Origin of the sequence: Streptomyces sp. NPDC091972 (assembly GCF_044756385.1) — a bacterium.
Lineage (GTDB): Bacteria > Actinomycetota > Actinomycetes > Streptomycetales > Streptomycetaceae > Streptomyces.
The window spans coordinates 41758-58623 of the sequence record NZ_JBIVSV010000008.1 but is presented as its reverse complement, the minus strand read 5'-3'; the positions used below and the strand labels follow the sequence as shown (position 1 = coordinate 58623).

The window sequence follows — 16866 nt, the reverse complement described above, 5'->3', positions numbered from 1 at the left end:
TCCGGACACACATGTATGTGGGGACTCTGTCCTTCGACCTGCTCCTCGGTGACGTGCACTCGCTGAAGGAGAAACGCTCTCTCGTCCGTCCGATCGTGGCCGAGCTCCAGCGCAAGTACGCGGTGAGCGCGGCGGAGACGGGCAACCAGAACCTCCACCGCAGGGCCGAGATCGGGCTCGCGGTGGTGTCCGGGGACACGGGACACCTCACCGACGTACTGGACCGCTGTGAGCGGCTGGTCGCCGCGCGGCCCGAGGTGGAACTGCTCTCGGTTCGACGCAGGCTCCACAGCGACGAAGACTGAAGCAAGAAGTAAGTACTTAAGGAGACGGACCAGTGGCCGACAACGCGCGCGCCAAGAGGCTGGCGGACCTCATCCGAGAGGTGGTGGCCCAGAAGCTGCTGCGCGGGATCAAGGACCCGCGGCTCGGATCGCACGTCACCATCACGGACACCCGCGTGACGGGGGACCTGCGGGAGGCGACCGTCTTCTACACGGTGTACGGCGGGGAAGAGGAGCGGGCGGCCGCGGCAGCCGGGCTGGAGAGCGCCAAGGGCGTGCTCCGCTCCGCGGTCGGGGCGGCGGCCGGCGTGAAGTTCACGCCGACGCTGACCTTCGTCGCGGACGCGCTGCCCGACACCGCCAAGACCATCGACGACCTGCTCGACAAGGCCCGGCAGTCCGACGAGAAGGTGCGCGAGGTCTCGGCCGGTGCCGCCTACGCCGGTGACGCCGACCCGTACCGCAAGCCGGGCGACGAGGACGAGACGGACGACACCACCGGATGACCCAGAAGAACCGGACGCCCGACGGCCTTGTCATCGTCGACAAGCCGTCGGGCTTCACTTCGCACGACGTGGTCGCCAAGATGCGCGGGATCGCGAAGACCCGCCGCGTCGGACACGCCGGCACCCTCGACCCCATGGCGACGGGCGTGCTGGTCCTCGGAGTCGAGAGGGCGACCAAGCTGCTCGGGCACCTCGCGCTGACCGAGAAGGAGTACCTGGGCACCATCCGGCTCGGCCAGACGACCCTGACCGACGACGCCGAGGGCGAGATCACGGGGTCGGTCGACGCCTCGAAGGTCACCCGCGACGCCGTCGACGCCGGGATCGCCAAGCTGAGCGGCGACATCATGCAGGTGCCGTCCAAGGTCAGCGCCATCAAGATCGACGGGGTGCGCTCCTACAAGCGGGCGCGGGAGGGCGAGGAGTTCGAGATCCCCGCGCGGCCCGTCACCATCTCGTCCTTCGCGGTGTACGACGTCCGGGACGCGGTCGCCGAGGACGGGACCCCGGTCCTGGACCTGGTGGTCTCCGTGGTCTGCTCGTCCGGCACCTACATCCGGGCGCTGGCCCGGGACCTGGGCGCCGACCTGGGCGTGGGCGGCCATCTGACGGCTCTGCGGCGCACCCGCGTGGGCCCGTACAAGCTGGACGCGGCCAGGACCCTCGACCAGCTCCAGCAGGAGCTGACGGTGATGCCGATCGCCGAGGCCGCGGCGGCCGCCTTCCGGCGCTGGGACGTCGACGGCCGCCGGGCCAGGCTGCTCCTCAACGGCGTACGGCTGGAGATGCCCGAGGAGTACGCGGGCGCCGGCACGGTCGCCGTCTTCGACCCCGAGGGCCGGTTCCTCGCGCTGGTCGAGGAGCAGAAGGGCAAGGCGAAGAGCCTGGCCGTCTTCGGCTGACGCCGGGCGTGGGGGCACCGGGGCGGTCCGCCCGTGGAGCGGCGATCACGGGGTTGTGCCGCCGCTCCACGGTCCCCCCTCGGTTCCCCCACCCCTAGGGTGTATCCGCCGTCCCCCTTCCATTCACCCGCGCGGGCAGGCGCTCGGAGTGAAGCGGGGGAGTGGAAGGGGGCGCGTTCACCACGAGATCTGTCCCGCTGATCACCGCCCGCCTAACGTCGAGAACAGGAACGTGCGTACGGCGGGGAGGTTCGGCCATGGCGGCAAGGGGTGACTCCAACGGTGGAGCCGTGCCGCCCGGCCCGGAGGGGCGCGAGAGCGGCCGGCGGGCCCGGTGGGGCGACCGGGCGGCCACCGACGACGGGCCGTCACGACAGAGGTGCGAGAGGCACAAGTGGGGGCGGCGCGAGGACCGTTCCGAGCCCGCGCGCCGGGAGCAGATCTCGTCCGCGCCCGGGCAGGACGCGCGACTCGTGCGGATCCAGGACCTGGCGGGGCGGCTGAGGGGGACCGGCTTCGCCGCCGACCACCACGGTACCGTCGTCACCAGTCACGAGACCGTCGACGGACTGCCCCGGCTCGTGCTGCACGCCGGGGACCGCAGCTGCGTGGTCGCCGCCGACGCCGTGACGTCGCTGCCCGAGCTGGATCTGGCGCTCGTGCGGACCGAGGGGCTCGGCGTGGACCCGCTGCCCGTCTCCGTGCGCGACACCGTCGAGACCGGCGCCTATGTGCGGCTTCCCGCCGGCTGCTGGCGCGAGGCCCGCGTGCTCGGCCCCGCCGCCGTCACCTACACGGCCACCGATCGCCGCCATCTCCTCGACGGCGCCCTGGAGTTGGCGATCGGCACCGCCGGACGGGACGCGCTGCGGCTGGGCGGCGGGGCGGCCGGCGGACCCGTGCTCGACGCCGGCACCGGCGCGGTGGTAGCCGTCCTCGGCACCGCCCTGCGCAGCGGCCACCGCGACAGCGCCTACGCGGTCCCGCTCCGCCCCGTGCGCCCCGGACCCCTCGCCGACGTCCTCGCGGAGAACGCCGCGACGGTCCCGGCGTACGGACCCGACCTCAACCTCGCCGGTGTGCTGGAGCTGACGGCCACCTCGGTGGGCCAGGACGGGCCGCCGGGCGCGCTCGCCGGCCACGTGGGCCCCGACGATCCGACGGAACCGGTCGAACGAGCCGCGATCACCCGGGAGTTCACCGCGTTCACCGAGGGCCGGGCCCCCGTCCTCGCCCTCGTCGGACCGCCCGGCAGCGGCCGTACGACACAGCTGGCGGTCCTCGCCGCCCGCCGTCACCGCGGCCCCGCCCCGGCCCCCACACTCTGGCTGCGCGGCGCCGACCTGGAGGACACCGACACCTCGGTGGCCGACGCGGCCCGGCGCGCGCTCACCCGGGCGGCCCGGATCGTGGCGGCCTCCGCGGGCACCGACCCGGCCGAGCCGGGCGACACCGAACCCGAGCAACTGGCCCGGCTGTCCGGTGCCGCCGGCCGTCCCCTGTTCCTGCTCCTCGACGGCCCCGAGGAGATGCCCCCGGTCCTGGCGCACCGCCTCGCCGAGTGGACCGAGGGCACGGCGGAGTGGCTGCGGAAGACGGGGGCGCGACTGGTGGTGGCGTGCCGGGCCGAGTACTGGGAGGGGGCCGCCTTCCCGGCCGAGCTGCTGCACGGCGGCCCGCAGGGGCACGTTCCGCCCTGCGTACGGCTCGGCGACCTCACCGACGACGAGGCCCGCCGCGCCCGGGCCCGCCACGCCCTCCCCGAGGGCACGCTCGCCGACGCCGACGCCCGGCATCCCCTCACCCTCCGCCTCCTCTCCGAGGTCCGCGCCGCCCTTCCGCACGCGCCCCACGCCACCGTGGACCGCGACCAGGTCTTCGAGGCCCACCTCGACCTCATGTGCCTGCGCGTCGCGGTACGGCTGGCCACCCCGAGCGGCCTGCGCGGCACCGCCGTCCGCCGACTCGCCGCGAAGGTGTCCGGCCAGGTCCACGAGGCCGCCCGCCGCAGCCTCGGCCCCGGCCAGGGCGAACTGGACCGGGCCACCTTCGAGGCGCTGTTCCCCTGGGGGCCGGCCCCGAAGCGGCTCGGCGGCAGCGGCTGGGCCTCCGCCGTCCTCACGGAGGGCCTCCTCGTGCCCGCCGGCACCGGCTACCGCTTCGCCCACGAGGAACTCGCCGACTGGATCCAGGGCATGCACCTGGACCTGGACGAGGCCCTCCGCGCGCTCGTCCACCGCCGCCGCACCGGCCCGGAACACCCCCTGCCCGTACCGCACCACCGCATCGGGCCCGTCGTGCAGGCCCTGCTCCTCGTCGCCCGCCAGCACGGCACACCCCGACTGGCGTACCGGCTGGAGGAATTGCTGCACGCCCTCGACACCGACCCGCACTCCTGGTGGGCGGCCCGGCTGTGCGCCGAGACCCTGCTGCGGGTGCCCGACGCGACCCCGTACACCGATGTCCTGGGGCAGCTCGCCGACCGTCTCGTGGCCCGGCGCCGCCAGGACGAGCCGGTCCCGCCCGTGTTCGGGCCCGCCTTCTGGACCGCCCTCAGGCTCCCGCCGGGCACCCGCATCGAGCTGCTCCGCCGACTCGTCCTCGCCGACGGGCCGCCGAACGAACCCGGCCCCCGGTTCCTGGACGCGGTGGCGGAGCTGCTCGCCGCCGACCCCACCGCCGTACAGCCGCACCTCACCCGGTGGTTCGACGACGAGCGGCCGCTGCCGGCGACCCCGCACGCCACCGTGGCGAAGGCCGCGCAGGCGCTGCTGCACACGCACCGGAGCCGGGCCCTGGACGACCTCGCCGAGGTGCTCGTCGGCTGTGCGCACCGGCGGGCCGACGAACTGCTCGCCGTGCTGGCCGAGGAGGAGCCGTCGGCGGTGTGCCGGGCCGTGGACCGGTGGGCGCACGACGAGCGGCCCGCGAGAAGGGTGGCCGCGGCGGCCTACGGACTGCGCGCCGCCCCGCACGTGCGCACCGACGCCGACCGCGAACTCCTGCGCTACACGGCCCTCGCCCTGCTCGCTCGCCCCGAGGACGGCGCCCTGCACGGCGGCGCGCTCGCCCTGCTGGTCCGCGATCCCCGCACGCGTGCCCGTCATCTCCCGCAGGCGCTCGCGCACTTCGCGGCCGGCGACCCGCAGTTCCCGCCGGACGCGCTGGTCCCCGCGCTCGCCACCGACCCCGACGCGGTCCTGGACGCCTTCCGGGAGCGGCTGCGCAGGCCGGGCGCCGGGGCGGCGCTGCGCACGCTCGCCGACGTCACCACGCCCGCCCTGGCCCGCCGGGTGGCCGCGCTGGTGCGGGAGATCGTGGAGCGGCGCCCGGAGACGGCCGGGGACGTGGCCGCGTACGTCGACCGACGCCTCGACCAGGGGCCCGCCGCCCGGGCCGTACTGCTCCCGCTGGTGACCGGGCTCCTCGACGGCGGCCCGGAAGGGGTACGGGCCGCGCTGGCGGCCGTGCTCGCCGGGCCCGGCGCCCCGGCCTCCGCCCCACTGCGGCAGGAACTCCTCGACCTCCTCATGGACCACGAACGGGAGCCCGCGGTCCTGGTCGCCCTGCTGCCCGCGGCCGCCGCCCGCGCGGACGCCGGCATGCGGGACCTCGTCCACCGCATCGGCCTCCTCCTCGTCGGCACCCCGGACGGCGCGGCCCGCTTCGACCGCGGCCTCGTGGACCTCGGCCGGCACGTCCCCGGGTTCGCCGCGCTGGTGGCGGGCTGGCTCGCCGAGAGCCCGCAGGAATGGGCGGCGGTGGTCGGCCCCGGCACCCGGCGGATGATCGAGAACCTCGCGGGGGTACGGATTCCGGCCTGAGCCGGTGAAACGGAAGCTCCGGGCCCGCGTGCGTCGGGTCACAGCCCCCATGCCGATGCGGGCGACGGGCACGCGGCATGGCACCCTTAGACCTGCGCAGGTCTAGAGATTCATCCGGACACGGGTTCGACGAGGAGCGGTCACAGTGCAGCGCTGGCGTGGCTTGGAGGACATCCCCGAGGACTGGGGGCGCAGCGTCGTCACCATCGGTTCCTACGACGGGGTCCACCGCGGGCACCAGCTCATCATCCGGCATGCCGTGGACCGGGCGCGCGAGCTGGGCGTCCCCTCCGTGGTCGTCACCTTCGACCCGCACCCCAGCGAGGTCGTCCGCCCCGGCAGCCACCCGCCGCTGCTCGCCCCGCACCACCGCCGCGCCGAGCTCATGGCCGAACTGGGCGTGGACGCACTGCTGATCCTCCCCTTCACCACCGAGTTCTCGAAGCTCTCGCCCGCCGAGTTCGTCGTCAAGGTCCTCGTCGACAAGCTGCACGCCAAAGCGGTCGTCGAGGGCCCCAACTTCCGCTTCGGCCACAAGGCCGCGGGCAACGTCGACTTCCTCACCGAGCAGGGCAAGACGTACGACTTCGAGGTCGAGGTCGTCGACCTGTACGTGACCGGCGCGGCCGGCGGCGGCGAGCCCTTCTCCTCCACGCTCACCCGGCGCCTGGTCGCCGAGGGCGACGTGGAGGGCGCCGGGGAGATCCTGGGCCGCCCGCACCGGGTCGAGGGCGTGGTCGTGCGCGGCGCGCAGCGCGGCCGTGAACTCGGCTTCCCGACCGCCAACGTCGAGACGCTCCCGCACACCGCCATCCCCGCCGACGGCGTCTACGCCGGCTGGCTGCACGCGCAGGGCGAGGCGATGCCGGCCGCGATCTCGGTCGGCACCAACCCGCAGTTCGACGGCACCGAGCGCACGGTGGAGGCGTACGCCATCGACCGCGTCGGCCTCGACCTGTACGGGCTGCACGTCGCGGTGGACTTCCTCGCCTACGTGCGCGGGCAGCAGAAGTTCGACTCGCTGGACGCGCTGCTGGAGGCGATGGCCGCCGATGTGCAGCGGTGCCGGGAGCTGATCGCGGGCGGGGGCTTCTGACCGAGGGCAGAGAGAAGGGGGCCGGCACCTTCAAGGTGCCGGCCCCCTTCTCTCTGGGCTACTGCTGCGGCGGCCGGCCCGCGTTCGGGTCGTACGGCGGCTGCGGGAAGCCGGGCTGCGGCTGACCGGGCTGGCCGGGCTGCTGCCACGGCTGGCCGGGCTGGGCGCCGGGGAAGCCTTGGAACGGCGGCTGTGCGGCCGGGGGCTGGGCCTGGGCCTGCGGCTGGCCCGGCATCGGGGGAGCCATGGTCGGCGGCTGGTGCCCGGCCTGCCCGGTCCACAGACCCTGTTCCTGCTGGGCGCGCACGAAGTCCTCGGCCACCATCGCGGCGAGGTCGAAGTACGCCTCCCGGACCTTCGGCCGCATCATGTCGAGGTCCACCTCGGCACCGGCCGCCAGGTGCTCGTCGAACGGGACGACGACAACTCCGCGGCAGCGCTGCTCGAAGTGGGTGACGATGTCCTCGACCTTGATCATCTTGCCGGTCTCGCGGACCCCCGAGATGACGGTGATGGACCGCGACACCAGGGACGCGTACCCGTGCGCCGACAGCCAGTCGAGGGTGGTGCTGGCGCTGCTCGCGCCGTCCACCGACGGCGTCGAGATGATGATGAGCTGGTCGGCGAGGTCCAGGACCCCGCGCATGGCGCTGTAGAGCAGACCCGTGCCCGAGTCCGTGAGGATGATCGGGTACTGGCGGCCCAGCACGTCGATCGCACGCCGGTAGTCCTCGTCGTTGAACGTCGTGGACACGGCCGGGTCGACGTCGTTCGCGATGATCTCGAGCCCCGAGGCCGCCTGCGAGGTGAACCGGCGGATGTCCATGTACGAGTTGAGGTACGGGATCGCCTGGACCAGGTCACGGATGGTCGCGCCGGTCTCGCGCCGCACCCGGCGGCCGAGCGTGCCGGCGTCCGGGTTGGCGTCGATGGCGAGGATCTTGTCCTGCCGCTCGGTGGCGAGGGTGGAGCCCAGCGCGGTCGTCGTGGTCGTCTTGCCCACGCCGCCCTTGAGGCTGATCACCGCGATCCGGTAGCAGGACAGCACCGGGGTGCGGATGAGGTCGAGCTTGCGCTGCCTCTCCTGCTCCTCCTTCCTGCCGCCGAGCTTGAACTTCGACCCGCCCGGAGTGGGGCGGCTGCTCTTGGCCTTCTGCTTCTTGCTGTTGACGAGCCGGTCCGAGGTCAGCTCCACCGCGGCGTTGTAGCCGAGCGGCGCACCCGCGCCGGAGACCTGCTGCCGCTGGTCGTGCTGGACGGCGGCGGGCCAGGCGGCACCGGTGCGCGGGTCCACGGCGGGTTGGCCGGGGGCGCCCGCGTAGGGGTTGGGCTGGGGCTGGGGCGGTTGCTGCGGCTGCTGGCCGGGCTGGGCCGGGGGCATGGGCCGGCCGGGGGCCTGCTGCTGCGGGTAGCCGTACCCGCCCGGGGCGGGCTGGGGGGCGTGCGGGGCGTGCGGTGGCTGGGGGGCCTGTGGTGCTTGGGGTGTCTGGGGGAAGCCGTACCCCGCCTGCGGGTGGGGGGCGGCCGGCGGCTGGGGATAGCCGTAGCCGCTCTGGCCGGGCTGCGGGGCCGGGGGCTGCGGGAAGCCGTAACCGCCCTGCGGGTTCTGGGGCGCGGGGGGCTGCGGGAAGCCGTAACCGCCCTGCGGCGCAGGGCCGTCGGGCTGCGGCGGGTTGGCCGGCCAGCCGCCGGGCGCGGGCTGGGGTGCCTGGGGCGGTGCCGCGGCCGCCGCCGGCTGGGGTGCCTGCGGCGGGGTGCCGGGCTGCGCGGCGGGCGGCTGCGGCTGACCGCCCGTGTTCCACTCCGGGGCCGACGGCGGGGCCGTGCCGGACTCCGCCGACGCGAACTGCGGCGGGAGCGGCGGGACGGCACCCTGCGGCGCCGGCGGGGGCCGCCAGCCGTCCTGCTGTGCGTCGGACTGCTCCGGTACGGGCGGCTGCGCGGCCTCGGGCTGCTCCGGAGCGGAGCTCTGCGCGGCCGGGGCGTCCGGTGCTGCGGCCCGCGGCTCGGCGCCGGTCTCGGCGTCGTCCGCGGAGGCGCCGGCCGGGGCTTCCGGTTCCGCGGTCTCGGCGCCGGCCGGGGCCTGCGGGGTGTCGGCGCCCTCGTCGTCGGAGCCGGAGGTTGCTTCGCTCGGGGCGGGCGCGGCCGGTGCGGTGTCGCCCGACTCGGGGGACGCCTGCGGGGCCTCGCCGGAGGGCGAGGGCTCGGGCGCGGTGGATGCGTCCGCCGACGGGGCGGCGGGGGGCTGCGGGGCGCTCGTCGCCGGGGCGGCGGACGGGGTGTCGCCACCGCCCTGCGCGTCCTCGCCGGTCGCAGGCGCGGCGGTGTCGGTGCTGCCCTGGGCGGCGGGCGGTCCCGGGGGAGCGGGTGCCACCGGGGCGGCGGGAGGTTCGGGCGCGACCGGGGGAGCGGGTGCCGTCGGCGCCGTGGGAGGCGCGGGGGCCACCGGCGGGGCGGGCGCCGCCGAGGCGGGCGTCGCCGGGGCCACGGGCGGGGCGGGTGCCGGCGGCGCGGGGGGCTGCGGGTAGCCGTAGCCGCCCTGCGGGTTCGGGGGCGCGGGAGGCTGGGGATAGCCGTAACCACCCTGCGGGGCAGGGGGAGCCGGGGGCTGCGGGGCCGCCGGGGTGCCGGCCCACGGCGGCGGAGGCGGCGTCGCGCCGGCCGCGCCCGCGGACGGGTCGAACTGCGGGCCGGGAGCGGGAGCCGACGGTGCGGAACCGGACGGATCGGGATAACCGGGGTGCTGTGCAGGCGTGGTGGGGGCAGGGGCCGGCGCGGGAGGCGCCGCCTCCGCCTCGGGCGCCGCGCTCTGCGTGTACCAGGCAGGGGCGGCATAGTCGATGGTGAACTCGCCCGTCATCTCGGTGGCGGACTCCGCGTCGGACTGGTCGTCGCTGGGCGTGGTCCAGCCCGCGCGCAGCCCGTCCCGATCGCTCTGCACAATTCCTCCTGGTTGGTCGAGCACCCTCGTGCCGTGTGGGCACTCATGTGCCGGGCTGGGGGGCGACCGTTCCTGTGGTCCGATCCGACTGAAGTCCCCTGGACGCGAACAACCCACCCGTGGGTTCCTACGTCGCACCCGCATCAAGCGTAAACGCCACAGGCGTCGGCGGGGCAGGCCCGTCCGCTGTGCGCTCGCACGCGACGGAACAGTGCCTGCCTTGATGTCGCCCTTGTGACGGTTGTCTGTCTCCTGGAGTCCGGGACGGTCGGCTCGGTCCCGGCCGGGGCCGGGATGCCGCGCCTGCTACGGCTGCTGCGCCCGCTCGGCCTGCCCGGTGGCGGGTCCGCCGTCGGCCCCTGCGGGCTCCAGGTCGAACTCGCCGTCGCGGGCGCCCAGTACGAAGGCCCGCCACTCCGCCTCCGTGTACCGCAGGACGGTGTCCGGGTCCAGGGAGGACCGCATGGCCACCGCGCCCCCGGGGAGGTAGGCGATCTCGACGCGCTCCTCGTGCTCCTCGGTGCCGGGCGCGCTGTGCCACTCGACACCGGAGATGTCCAGGCCGTACAACTCGTCCCGTTCCCGCTCTTTTCGCGCCTTTACGTCCGGGTCCGGAGTCTTTGCGGCGATGTCGTCCGCGTCAGTCATGGTCGGCGGGCCCTTTCTCATGAGCGAACCTCGTGCAGCAGCACCCTACTTGGCCAGGCACCCCTCACACGGCGCAACGGTCCGGTCACGAACTCGCGCGAGGGGCCGCGACCTTGGCCGCGCCCCGGACCCGCCCGTCAGTCCATGCGGCGGGGCGCCCCGAGCAGACCGGTCTCCGCGTCGGTGGGCTGCGTCATCACGTACTGCCGGTGCTTCTGCGTGCACCACAGGGCGACGTTGTCGGACAGGGACGGCAGGGACGCGGCGTCACCCTGGGGCAACCGCATGGACTTGCCCACCACTTCCGACTCCTGCGGGGAGATCCGCTGCACGCCGACGACGTCCGCGTTGGCCAGCAGCCGCGGCGCGGTGGGGCCGAGGTAGGGGAGCAGCGTCAGCACCGACTGCCAGGGCGCCGTGGTGAGACGGCTGCGCGGCGGACGGATGCCCAGGTCGCGGATGATCAGCACCGGGCTGGCCGGGGACGGTCCCTGCGGGGCGATCCGCCCGACCTGGTGCACCGTCACGCACTGCTGGCCGCCGCCGGCCGCCTGCGCCATCGGCGCCCAGAGCTGCGGACGGGCCGTCTCGACGGCCACACGGGCACCGATCGCCGCCGCCCTAAGGGCGATGACCTGGGCCAGCCAGGTACCGCCCACCAGCACCATGTCCAGGCGGGTGGGACGGCACAGCCCCAGCACCGCGGGCCGGTTGTCGGGGTCGATGCCGAGGATCAGACCGTCGTCGCCGGCCGGCAGCGTGAGCTGCGCCAGTACGTCGGCGTCGACGAGGTGGCGCTCGCGCCGGGGACCGAGCAGACCGAAGGCCGCCCGCAGGCGCCGTTCGGGGCCCAGCCGGGCGGGCTCGGGGGAGCGGGGCAGATGCCCGGGACGCTGTCCGGGGAAGCCCGGCGTCGACGATCCGAAGCCGGAGCGGCCCGAGGGGCGCATGGTGGGAGTGGACATCAGCGGGTACCTCCCAGCGGCAGGGTGGCCAGGACTCCGGGCAGCTGCTCACGGTCGAGCCGAACCAGACCGACCTTGAACGCGGCCGCGGCCCGCTCCAAGTGCTCGGTGGCCTCGCCCAGTTCGTTCTCACCGCGGCCGGTCAGGCGGACGTGCCCGGACAGCGCCAGGACCTTGCCGCGCCGCCTGCTGATGGTGAGGGAGAAGGTGCTCGCCAGCGTGGGCGCGGAGGTCAGCGCGCCGACCAGCCGGGGGAACGCCGGTCCGCCGCCGCCGAACTGCGGCCACTTGGAGATCCAGTACGTGGTGTGCAGCCGGTCGTCGCAGCGCCAGGTGCGGGTGGTCTCGGCCGTACGGCGGCCCGAGCGGCTGCCGTCGAGGGCGGCACCGCCGGTCGTGGCCATCGGGTTGACACAGCTCGAGGTCGCGATGGCGCCGCAGATGTCCGACTCGCTCAGCACCTTGGCCTGCATGCCGGCCCCCATGAGGCGGCTGGCCAACTGGTCGGCGACGCGCAGCAGCGCCCGCCGGGCACCCTGCATCCCGCCGCCGCGGGCCTCCACGGCCTCCGGGCACAGCTCCGGGTCGAGCTTGAGCGCGACCCAGGTGATGCGCAGCGCCGGCGTCATGCTCTGGGCCTGGAGCGGGCCGTAGGAACGCACCGCCATGGCCTGCGGGGGCAGGTGCGGGGCGGGCGCGGGCTGGGTGTGCTGGACGATCTGGACCGAGGCGAGGCGGATGTCGTCCACCTCCAGCAGACCCTGGAGCAGGTCGAGGGGGATGTCACCGGTGCCGTAGGAGGGGCGCAGGGGGGTGTCCGCGGCCTGCACCTGGACCAGCGCGGTGAGGAAGGTGCCGTCGCCGAGCATGCCGATCTCGCGCTGCTCGCGGTCCTGGAAGCTGTAGGTGCGCAGCGCCGGGTCGCACTCGACGGCCGGGGCGAAGCCGGGGTCGGTGCCGGGCGGTACGGGCTCGGCGTTGCGCTTGCGGCGGTCGCGGAGCGCACGGGCGGTGCTGAACCATTCGGGCAGCGGACGGCCGCGCCGACGCAGCAGCCCGGCCAGGACCAGCGGTACGGCCAGCACGATGCCGACGGTGAGACCGATGGGACGCAGCAGCCAGCCGATCAGCAGCACCGCGGCGGCCAGCTCGAAGCCGACGAGCTGCTGGACGCGGATGGGGCCGATGCTGCCGGGGCGCCGGGCGAGCGACGGCGACGCGGGACTCGCGGGCCTCGGGGCCGCGGACGGCTGTGCCGGTTCCGGCACCTGCCCCGGCCCCTGGTTCTCCTGGGTACGACGGCTGCCGTCACGGCGCCGGGACCTGGTCGCAGTGCTCATCCCCCGGTACAACCCCTTTGCATTGTCTGGCCGCGACTCGAGCTGGCGGCGGATCACCGTACCCCGTACCGTACGGTGCGATCGTCACACGGCATAGTAGAGGCCCCTGCAGGAGCAAACGCCACGGAGTACCGGGCCGCCCTGGGGAGTTCCGCATTCGGCAGTAAAGCGAAAAAACGGGGAGTTGACCCATCGATGGCGACACGTCGGGATGAGCTGAACGCTTACTCCTTCGCGCGCAGGCGCACGGTGGCGGCGTTTCTTCAGCCGTCTCCGCACGGTTCGGAAGAGGCCGCGCCGCGCCCCCTCAAGACGGTCCTGCCGAGTCTCGGGGTGGCGGCGCTGGTGCTCATCGGATTCGGCGCCTGGGGCATGCTCAGCCCGACCGCGCCGAAGGGCTGGGACGAACAGGGCAAGAACATCCTCGTCGGCAGCGAGTCGACGACGCGCTACGTGCTGGTGAAGACCAAGGGCGAGAACAAGCTGAGCCTGCACCCGGTCCTCAACCTGGCCTCCGCCAAGCTCCTGTTGAACGGCGAGAACCCCCAGGTCATGAAGATCAAGGAGTCGGTGCTCGACAACAGCAAGTACCCCATGGGCGCCACCGTCGGCATCCCCTTCGCCCCCGACCGGCTGCCCTCCGCGTCGGACGCGGAGACCGTCAAGACCTGGGCGCTGTGCCAGTCCCCGGGACAGGACGGGCAGCCGGTCAGCGCGACCTACGTGCTGGACAAGAGCGACTACAACAAACTCCTGCACAACAAGGGGGAGTTGAACCAGCGTGAGGTCCTCTACGTCGAGGGCCCCAAGGACCCCACCTCGGTCAGCGGGAACGGCCCCCGGTACATGGTCACCGCCGACGGCAGCGCCTATCTGATCGGCGGCAAGGCCTGGCGGCTCGCCAGCAAGAACTCCCTCCAGGACATCGAGCGGGCGGTGTTCGGCGACGGGAAGCAGCCGCAGAGCGTCAGCCCGGACTTCCTCAAGACGCTGAACGTCGGGGGGACCCTCGAGTTCCCCAACATGGCGGAGGAGGCGGGCGCGGACGCGAACGTCGACGGACTCGCTCCCGATCTCTCCAAGGTCGGCATGGTCCTCGAAGCCGGTTCCGGAGCCGGCGAGCAGAAGTACATCGTGCTGAAGAACAAGGTGCAGCCGGTGTCCGACTTCGCGGCACAGATGTGGCTGCGCAGCCCCTTCATCAGCTCCGTGTACGCGAGCCGGAAGCCGGAGGCGGTCGAGGTCGGCTTCAACGACATCCACCCGGAGACCGGTGAGTGGATGCAGGAGATGCGGTGGCCCGATGAGCCGGTGGTGCAGGCCAACACGCACTGGGAGCAGGGCGGCAACAAGATCTCGTGCAGCGTCTGGCACGGCGGCGCCAAGAACGAGCGGACCGGTCAGTCGCTGATGTCGGTGTGGAGCGGCCAGGACTACCCGAAGGACCTCTCCCAGAGCGGTTCGCGGACCTACGTCTCACCTGGCAGCGGCCTGCTCTTCAAGCGCCTCACGGGCGCCAACGCCGGTGGCGGCAGCACGTTCCTCGTCACCGACACCGGTCTGCGCTACTCGGTGCCCGCCCGCAACGACAGCGAGGTCACGGGCGGCGACAAGGCCGACACCCAGCAGACCAACACCGCCCAGGTCAGGCTCGGTTACGGCAAGATCAAGCCGGTCCCGGTACCAGCGGCGTGGGCGGACCTGCTCGCGGCGGGACCGGAGCTGAGCAGTGGGAACGCGGAGCAGGCGCAGGGGTCGTAGACGGGCGTCACCGCTGTACCGCATCACCGTTTCATCGCTACGGGGGGTTCTGCTCCGGCCGGTCGGGCCGGGGAGGGCCCCTCGGGGTGTGTTCGGGTGTCTGTCGTCCGGTGCCGGTGCCGGTGCCGGGGGTTGGGTCGGGTGTCGGCGAGGCGGGGGTTCGCGGAAGTCCGGGACGTCGGCCGGGTACCAACGGCAATGCCCGCCTTGCACCACCGGCGATGCCTCCCCGGATTCCCCTGGCGATGCCCCCGTTGTTGCCCCCCCGTTATGGATCACGCGCGTCGCGCGCGTGTAGCAAACAACTTGTGAAAAAGGTGAGTTGAGTTCATCGCGATCTTGCTACAGAACCCTTCGGATGTTCGTTCTGTCGGCGGATGCGACTAGAGTGGTGCCGGACCAGACTGGATACGCCTGCCGCCCCTCGGCGGTGGTGTTCCGGGTGTGGGTCTACCTAGAACTCCTACGTCTCATGGGGGACACAGCATGGCTGGACAGCAGTTCACCATGACCGAGGAGGAGATGGTTGCGTTCAGCGGCCAGATCTCCACGGTCAGCTCCTCGATTCAGTCCGAGATCCGCCGGCTGCAGACCGTGATCGACACGATCACGGGCGGCTGGAAGGGTTCGGCGGCCACCGCGTACAACAACCTGCAGAACCAGGTCAACCAGGATGCCACCAAGATCAACCAGATCCTGGGCGACATCAAGGAAGCGATCGACCAGAGCACCAAGGCCTACGCGGCGTCGGAAGAAGAGCAGCGCGCGTCCATCCAGAACATCGCTGCGCAGTCCCCGTTCGGATGATCGGTCCCGTGCGCTTCGGCGCGCGTGTCGCATGACCGACCATTCCCACAACTGAGGAGACAACAAAGACATGTCCGGGCAGATCCTTGTCAATTTCGCCACGATCTCCCAGGCCGCTCAGGACGTCCGCAGCACGGCGGGGAAGATCCGCCAGCAGCTCGACGACCTCGAGAGCGGCGTGAAGCGGATCTCCACGAGCTGGGAGGGCTCCGCGCAGGAGGCCTACCGCGCCAAGCAGGCCGAGTGGGACCAGCGCGCCGCCTCCATGCAGCAGACGCTGGAGGCCATCGCCAAGGCCCTCGACAGTGCCGCCCAGAACTACCAGGCGACCGAGTCGAAGAACGCCCAGATCTGGGGCGGCTGACGTGATCGCCTGATGGGGCGGGTGCGCTGTCGCGCACTCGCCCCATCGGCGGTTCACGGGACGTATGGACTTATCCGCTCATAGCAGGTTCATGCGCCCCGTAAAGCAACAAAACGGGAGGACGTAACACAGTGGGATCCGGGGCATCGCGCGCCGCGCGTCGGAGCGCCGCAGGCACCGCCGCCGTGGCGGTTCTGGCCTGTGGGCTGCCCTTGGCGGGGGCCACACCGAGTATGACCGCCGAGCGCGTGCGGACCGCCTTGGCCGACGACGACGTGCGCTTCCAGGTCGACGACACGAGCTGCTCGTTCCCGTCCGACATCATCAAGGGAACGCCCTGGTCGTTGCAGCGCGTGGTCCTGGACCAGCTCTGGCAGGACACCAGGGGCAAGGGCGTCAAGGTCGCCGTCATCGACACCGGTGTCGACACCGTCAACGCACAGCTCAAGGGCGGCGCCGTCGCCAACGGCAAGGACTTCCTGCACCCCGGCGGCAACGGCAGGACCGACAAGGTGGGCCACGGCACCAAGGTCGCGGGCATCATCGCGGCCAGGAAGCTCGACGGCACCGGATTCGTCGGCCTCGCCCCGGAAGCGACGATCATCCCGGTCCGTCAGAACGACGACCAGGGCAGCGGCAACGTCGGCACGATGATCAAGGCGATCAAGTACGCGGCCGACGCCGGCGCCAAGGTCATCAACATCTCGCAGGACACCGCCTCGAAGATGGACCCGACGGTCGACGCCGCCTTCCAACAGGCCGTCAAGTACGCCCAGGAGAAGGACGCCCTGATCGTCGCGGCGGCGGGCAACGACGGCGCCGACGGCAAGGTCAAGGAGACGTACCCGGCGGCGTACCCGGGCGTGCTGGCGGTCGCGGCTTCCGACCGCAACAACGCCCGTGCCCCCTTCTCCCAGTCGGGCCCCTTCGTGGGCGTGGCGGCGCCGGGCATCGACATGGTCTCGACGGTCCCGGTGGGCGGCAACTGCGTCGACCAGGGCACGAGTTTCGCGGCTCCGTACGTGGCGGGTGTGGCGGCACTGATCCGTGCCAAGCACCCCGAGTGGAGCTACAAGCAGGTCATCACCCAGATCGAGCAGACGGCGGACCGGACCAAGGCGGGCCGCGACGACTTCGTGGGCTGGGGTGTCATCGACCCGGCCGCCGCGGTCAACGACGACACGACGACGCCCTCGGCCGACGGCCCGAAGCCGGACTCGGTCGGCCCCGTGGGCGACTCCGCCGACGTCCAGGCCGCGACACTGGTCCTCGGCGAGTCCGAACAGCAGCGGACGGAACGGTACGCGCTGTACGTCCTGGCGGCGGGGTTCGCCCTGGTGCTGCTGCTGTTCGGCGGCGGCCGCGTCCTGAGCGACTGGCGGCGCAAGCAGGGTGTGGGTAACAACGTGGAGTCAACGGGGAGCTGAG

The 16866-nt window shown here is 73.1% G+C and carries 13 protein-coding genes; 9 read left to right on the top strand and 4 right to left on the bottom strand.

Annotation, left to right across the window (positions count from 1 at the left end; translation table 11 throughout):
- The first annotated feature begins 11 nt into the window (after nucleotides 1-11).
- From ACIQJT_RS24095 to ACIQJT_RS24075, 5 genes are all read left to right on the top strand, one after another.
- A complete protein-coding gene (locus tag ACIQJT_RS24095) occupies nucleotides 12-305 on the top strand; it encodes a DUF503 domain-containing protein (protein WP_031052658.1) in 294 nt (97 codons plus the stop codon).
- Between the two features lie 32 nt (nucleotides 306-337).
- The gene (gene rbfA, locus ACIQJT_RS24090; RefSeq protein WP_053851583.1) at nucleotides 338-790 is read left to right on the top strand and encodes a 30S ribosome-binding factor RbfA; all 453 of its coding nucleotides are present in this window, start codon (nucleotides 338-340) and stop codon (nucleotides 788-790) included.
- A complete protein-coding gene (truB, locus tag ACIQJT_RS24085) occupies nucleotides 787-1692 on the top strand; it encodes a tRNA pseudouridine(55) synthase TruB (protein ID WP_402646612.1) in 906 nt (301 codons plus the stop codon). Before rbfA ends, truB begins: the two co-directional genes overlap by 4 nt.
- 257 nt (nucleotides 1693-1949) lie before the next feature.
- Nucleotides 1950-5516: a trypsin-like peptidase domain-containing protein gene (locus tag ACIQJT_RS24080; RefSeq protein WP_402646610.1), complete on the top strand. Its 3567-nt coding sequence runs from the start codon at nucleotides 1950-1952 to the stop codon at nucleotides 5514-5516.
- A 145-nt stretch (nucleotides 5517-5661) separates the two neighbouring features.
- Nucleotides 5662-6612: a bifunctional riboflavin kinase/FAD synthetase gene (locus ACIQJT_RS24075; RefSeq protein WP_365463228.1), complete on the top strand. Its 951-nt coding sequence runs from the start codon at nucleotides 5662-5664 to the stop codon at nucleotides 6610-6612.
- A gap of 58 nt (nucleotides 6613-6670) precedes the next feature.
- Here ACIQJT_RS24075 and ACIQJT_RS24070 read toward each other — a convergent pair whose 3' ends face one another.
- The 4 genes from ACIQJT_RS24070 to eccE all read right to left on the bottom strand — a co-directional run bounded on the left by ACIQJT_RS24070 (nucleotide 6671) and on the right by eccE (nucleotide 12506).
- Nucleotides 6671-9553, bottom strand: a complete 2883-nt coding sequence (locus ACIQJT_RS24070) for an SCO5717 family growth-regulating ATPase (protein ID WP_402646607.1) — start codon at nucleotides 9551-9553, stop codon at nucleotides 6671-6673.
- 306 nt (nucleotides 9554-9859) lie between these two features.
- Nucleotides 9860-10201: a DUF397 domain-containing protein gene (locus ACIQJT_RS24065; protein WP_365463222.1), complete on the bottom strand. Its 342-nt coding sequence runs from the start codon at nucleotides 10199-10201 to the stop codon at nucleotides 9860-9862.
- A gap of 137 nt (nucleotides 10202-10338) precedes the next feature.
- Entirely contained in the window at nucleotides 10339-11166 is an 828-nt protein-coding gene (locus ACIQJT_RS24060) for a hypothetical protein (RefSeq protein WP_365463220.1), read from the bottom strand.
- Nucleotides 11166-12506 carry a type VII secretion protein EccE gene (eccE, locus tag ACIQJT_RS24055; protein WP_365463217.1) on the bottom strand — a complete coding sequence of 447 codons (1341 nt, stop codon included), beginning with the start codon at nucleotides 12504-12506 and terminating at the stop codon, nucleotides 11166-11168. The genes ACIQJT_RS24060 and eccE overlap by 1 nt, the downstream gene beginning before the upstream one ends.
- A 195-nt stretch (nucleotides 12507-12701) precedes the next feature.
- On the opposite strand from eccE, the gene eccB reads away from it, so the two are divergent.
- From eccB to mycP, 4 genes are all read left to right on the top strand, one after another.
- Entirely contained in the window at nucleotides 12702-14267 is a 1566-nt protein-coding gene (eccB, locus tag ACIQJT_RS24050; protein ID WP_365463214.1) for a type VII secretion protein EccB, read from the top strand.
- A 486-nt stretch (nucleotides 14268-14753) separates the two neighbouring features.
- Entirely contained in the window at nucleotides 14754-15074 is a 321-nt protein-coding gene (locus tag ACIQJT_RS24045) for a WXG100 family type VII secretion target (RefSeq protein WP_053850321.1), read from the top strand.
- 70 nt (nucleotides 15075-15144) lie between these two features.
- Nucleotides 15145-15438, top strand: coding sequence for a WXG100 family type VII secretion target (locus ACIQJT_RS24040; protein ID WP_365463211.1), 294 nt, complete (start codon nucleotides 15145-15147; stop codon nucleotides 15436-15438).
- 233 nt (nucleotides 15439-15671) lie between these two features.
- Nucleotides 15672-16865, top strand: coding sequence for a type VII secretion-associated serine protease mycosin (gene mycP, locus ACIQJT_RS24035; RefSeq protein WP_365463208.1), 1194 nt, complete (start codon nucleotides 15672-15674; stop codon nucleotides 16863-16865).
- Nucleotide 16866: the final 1 nt, after the last annotated feature.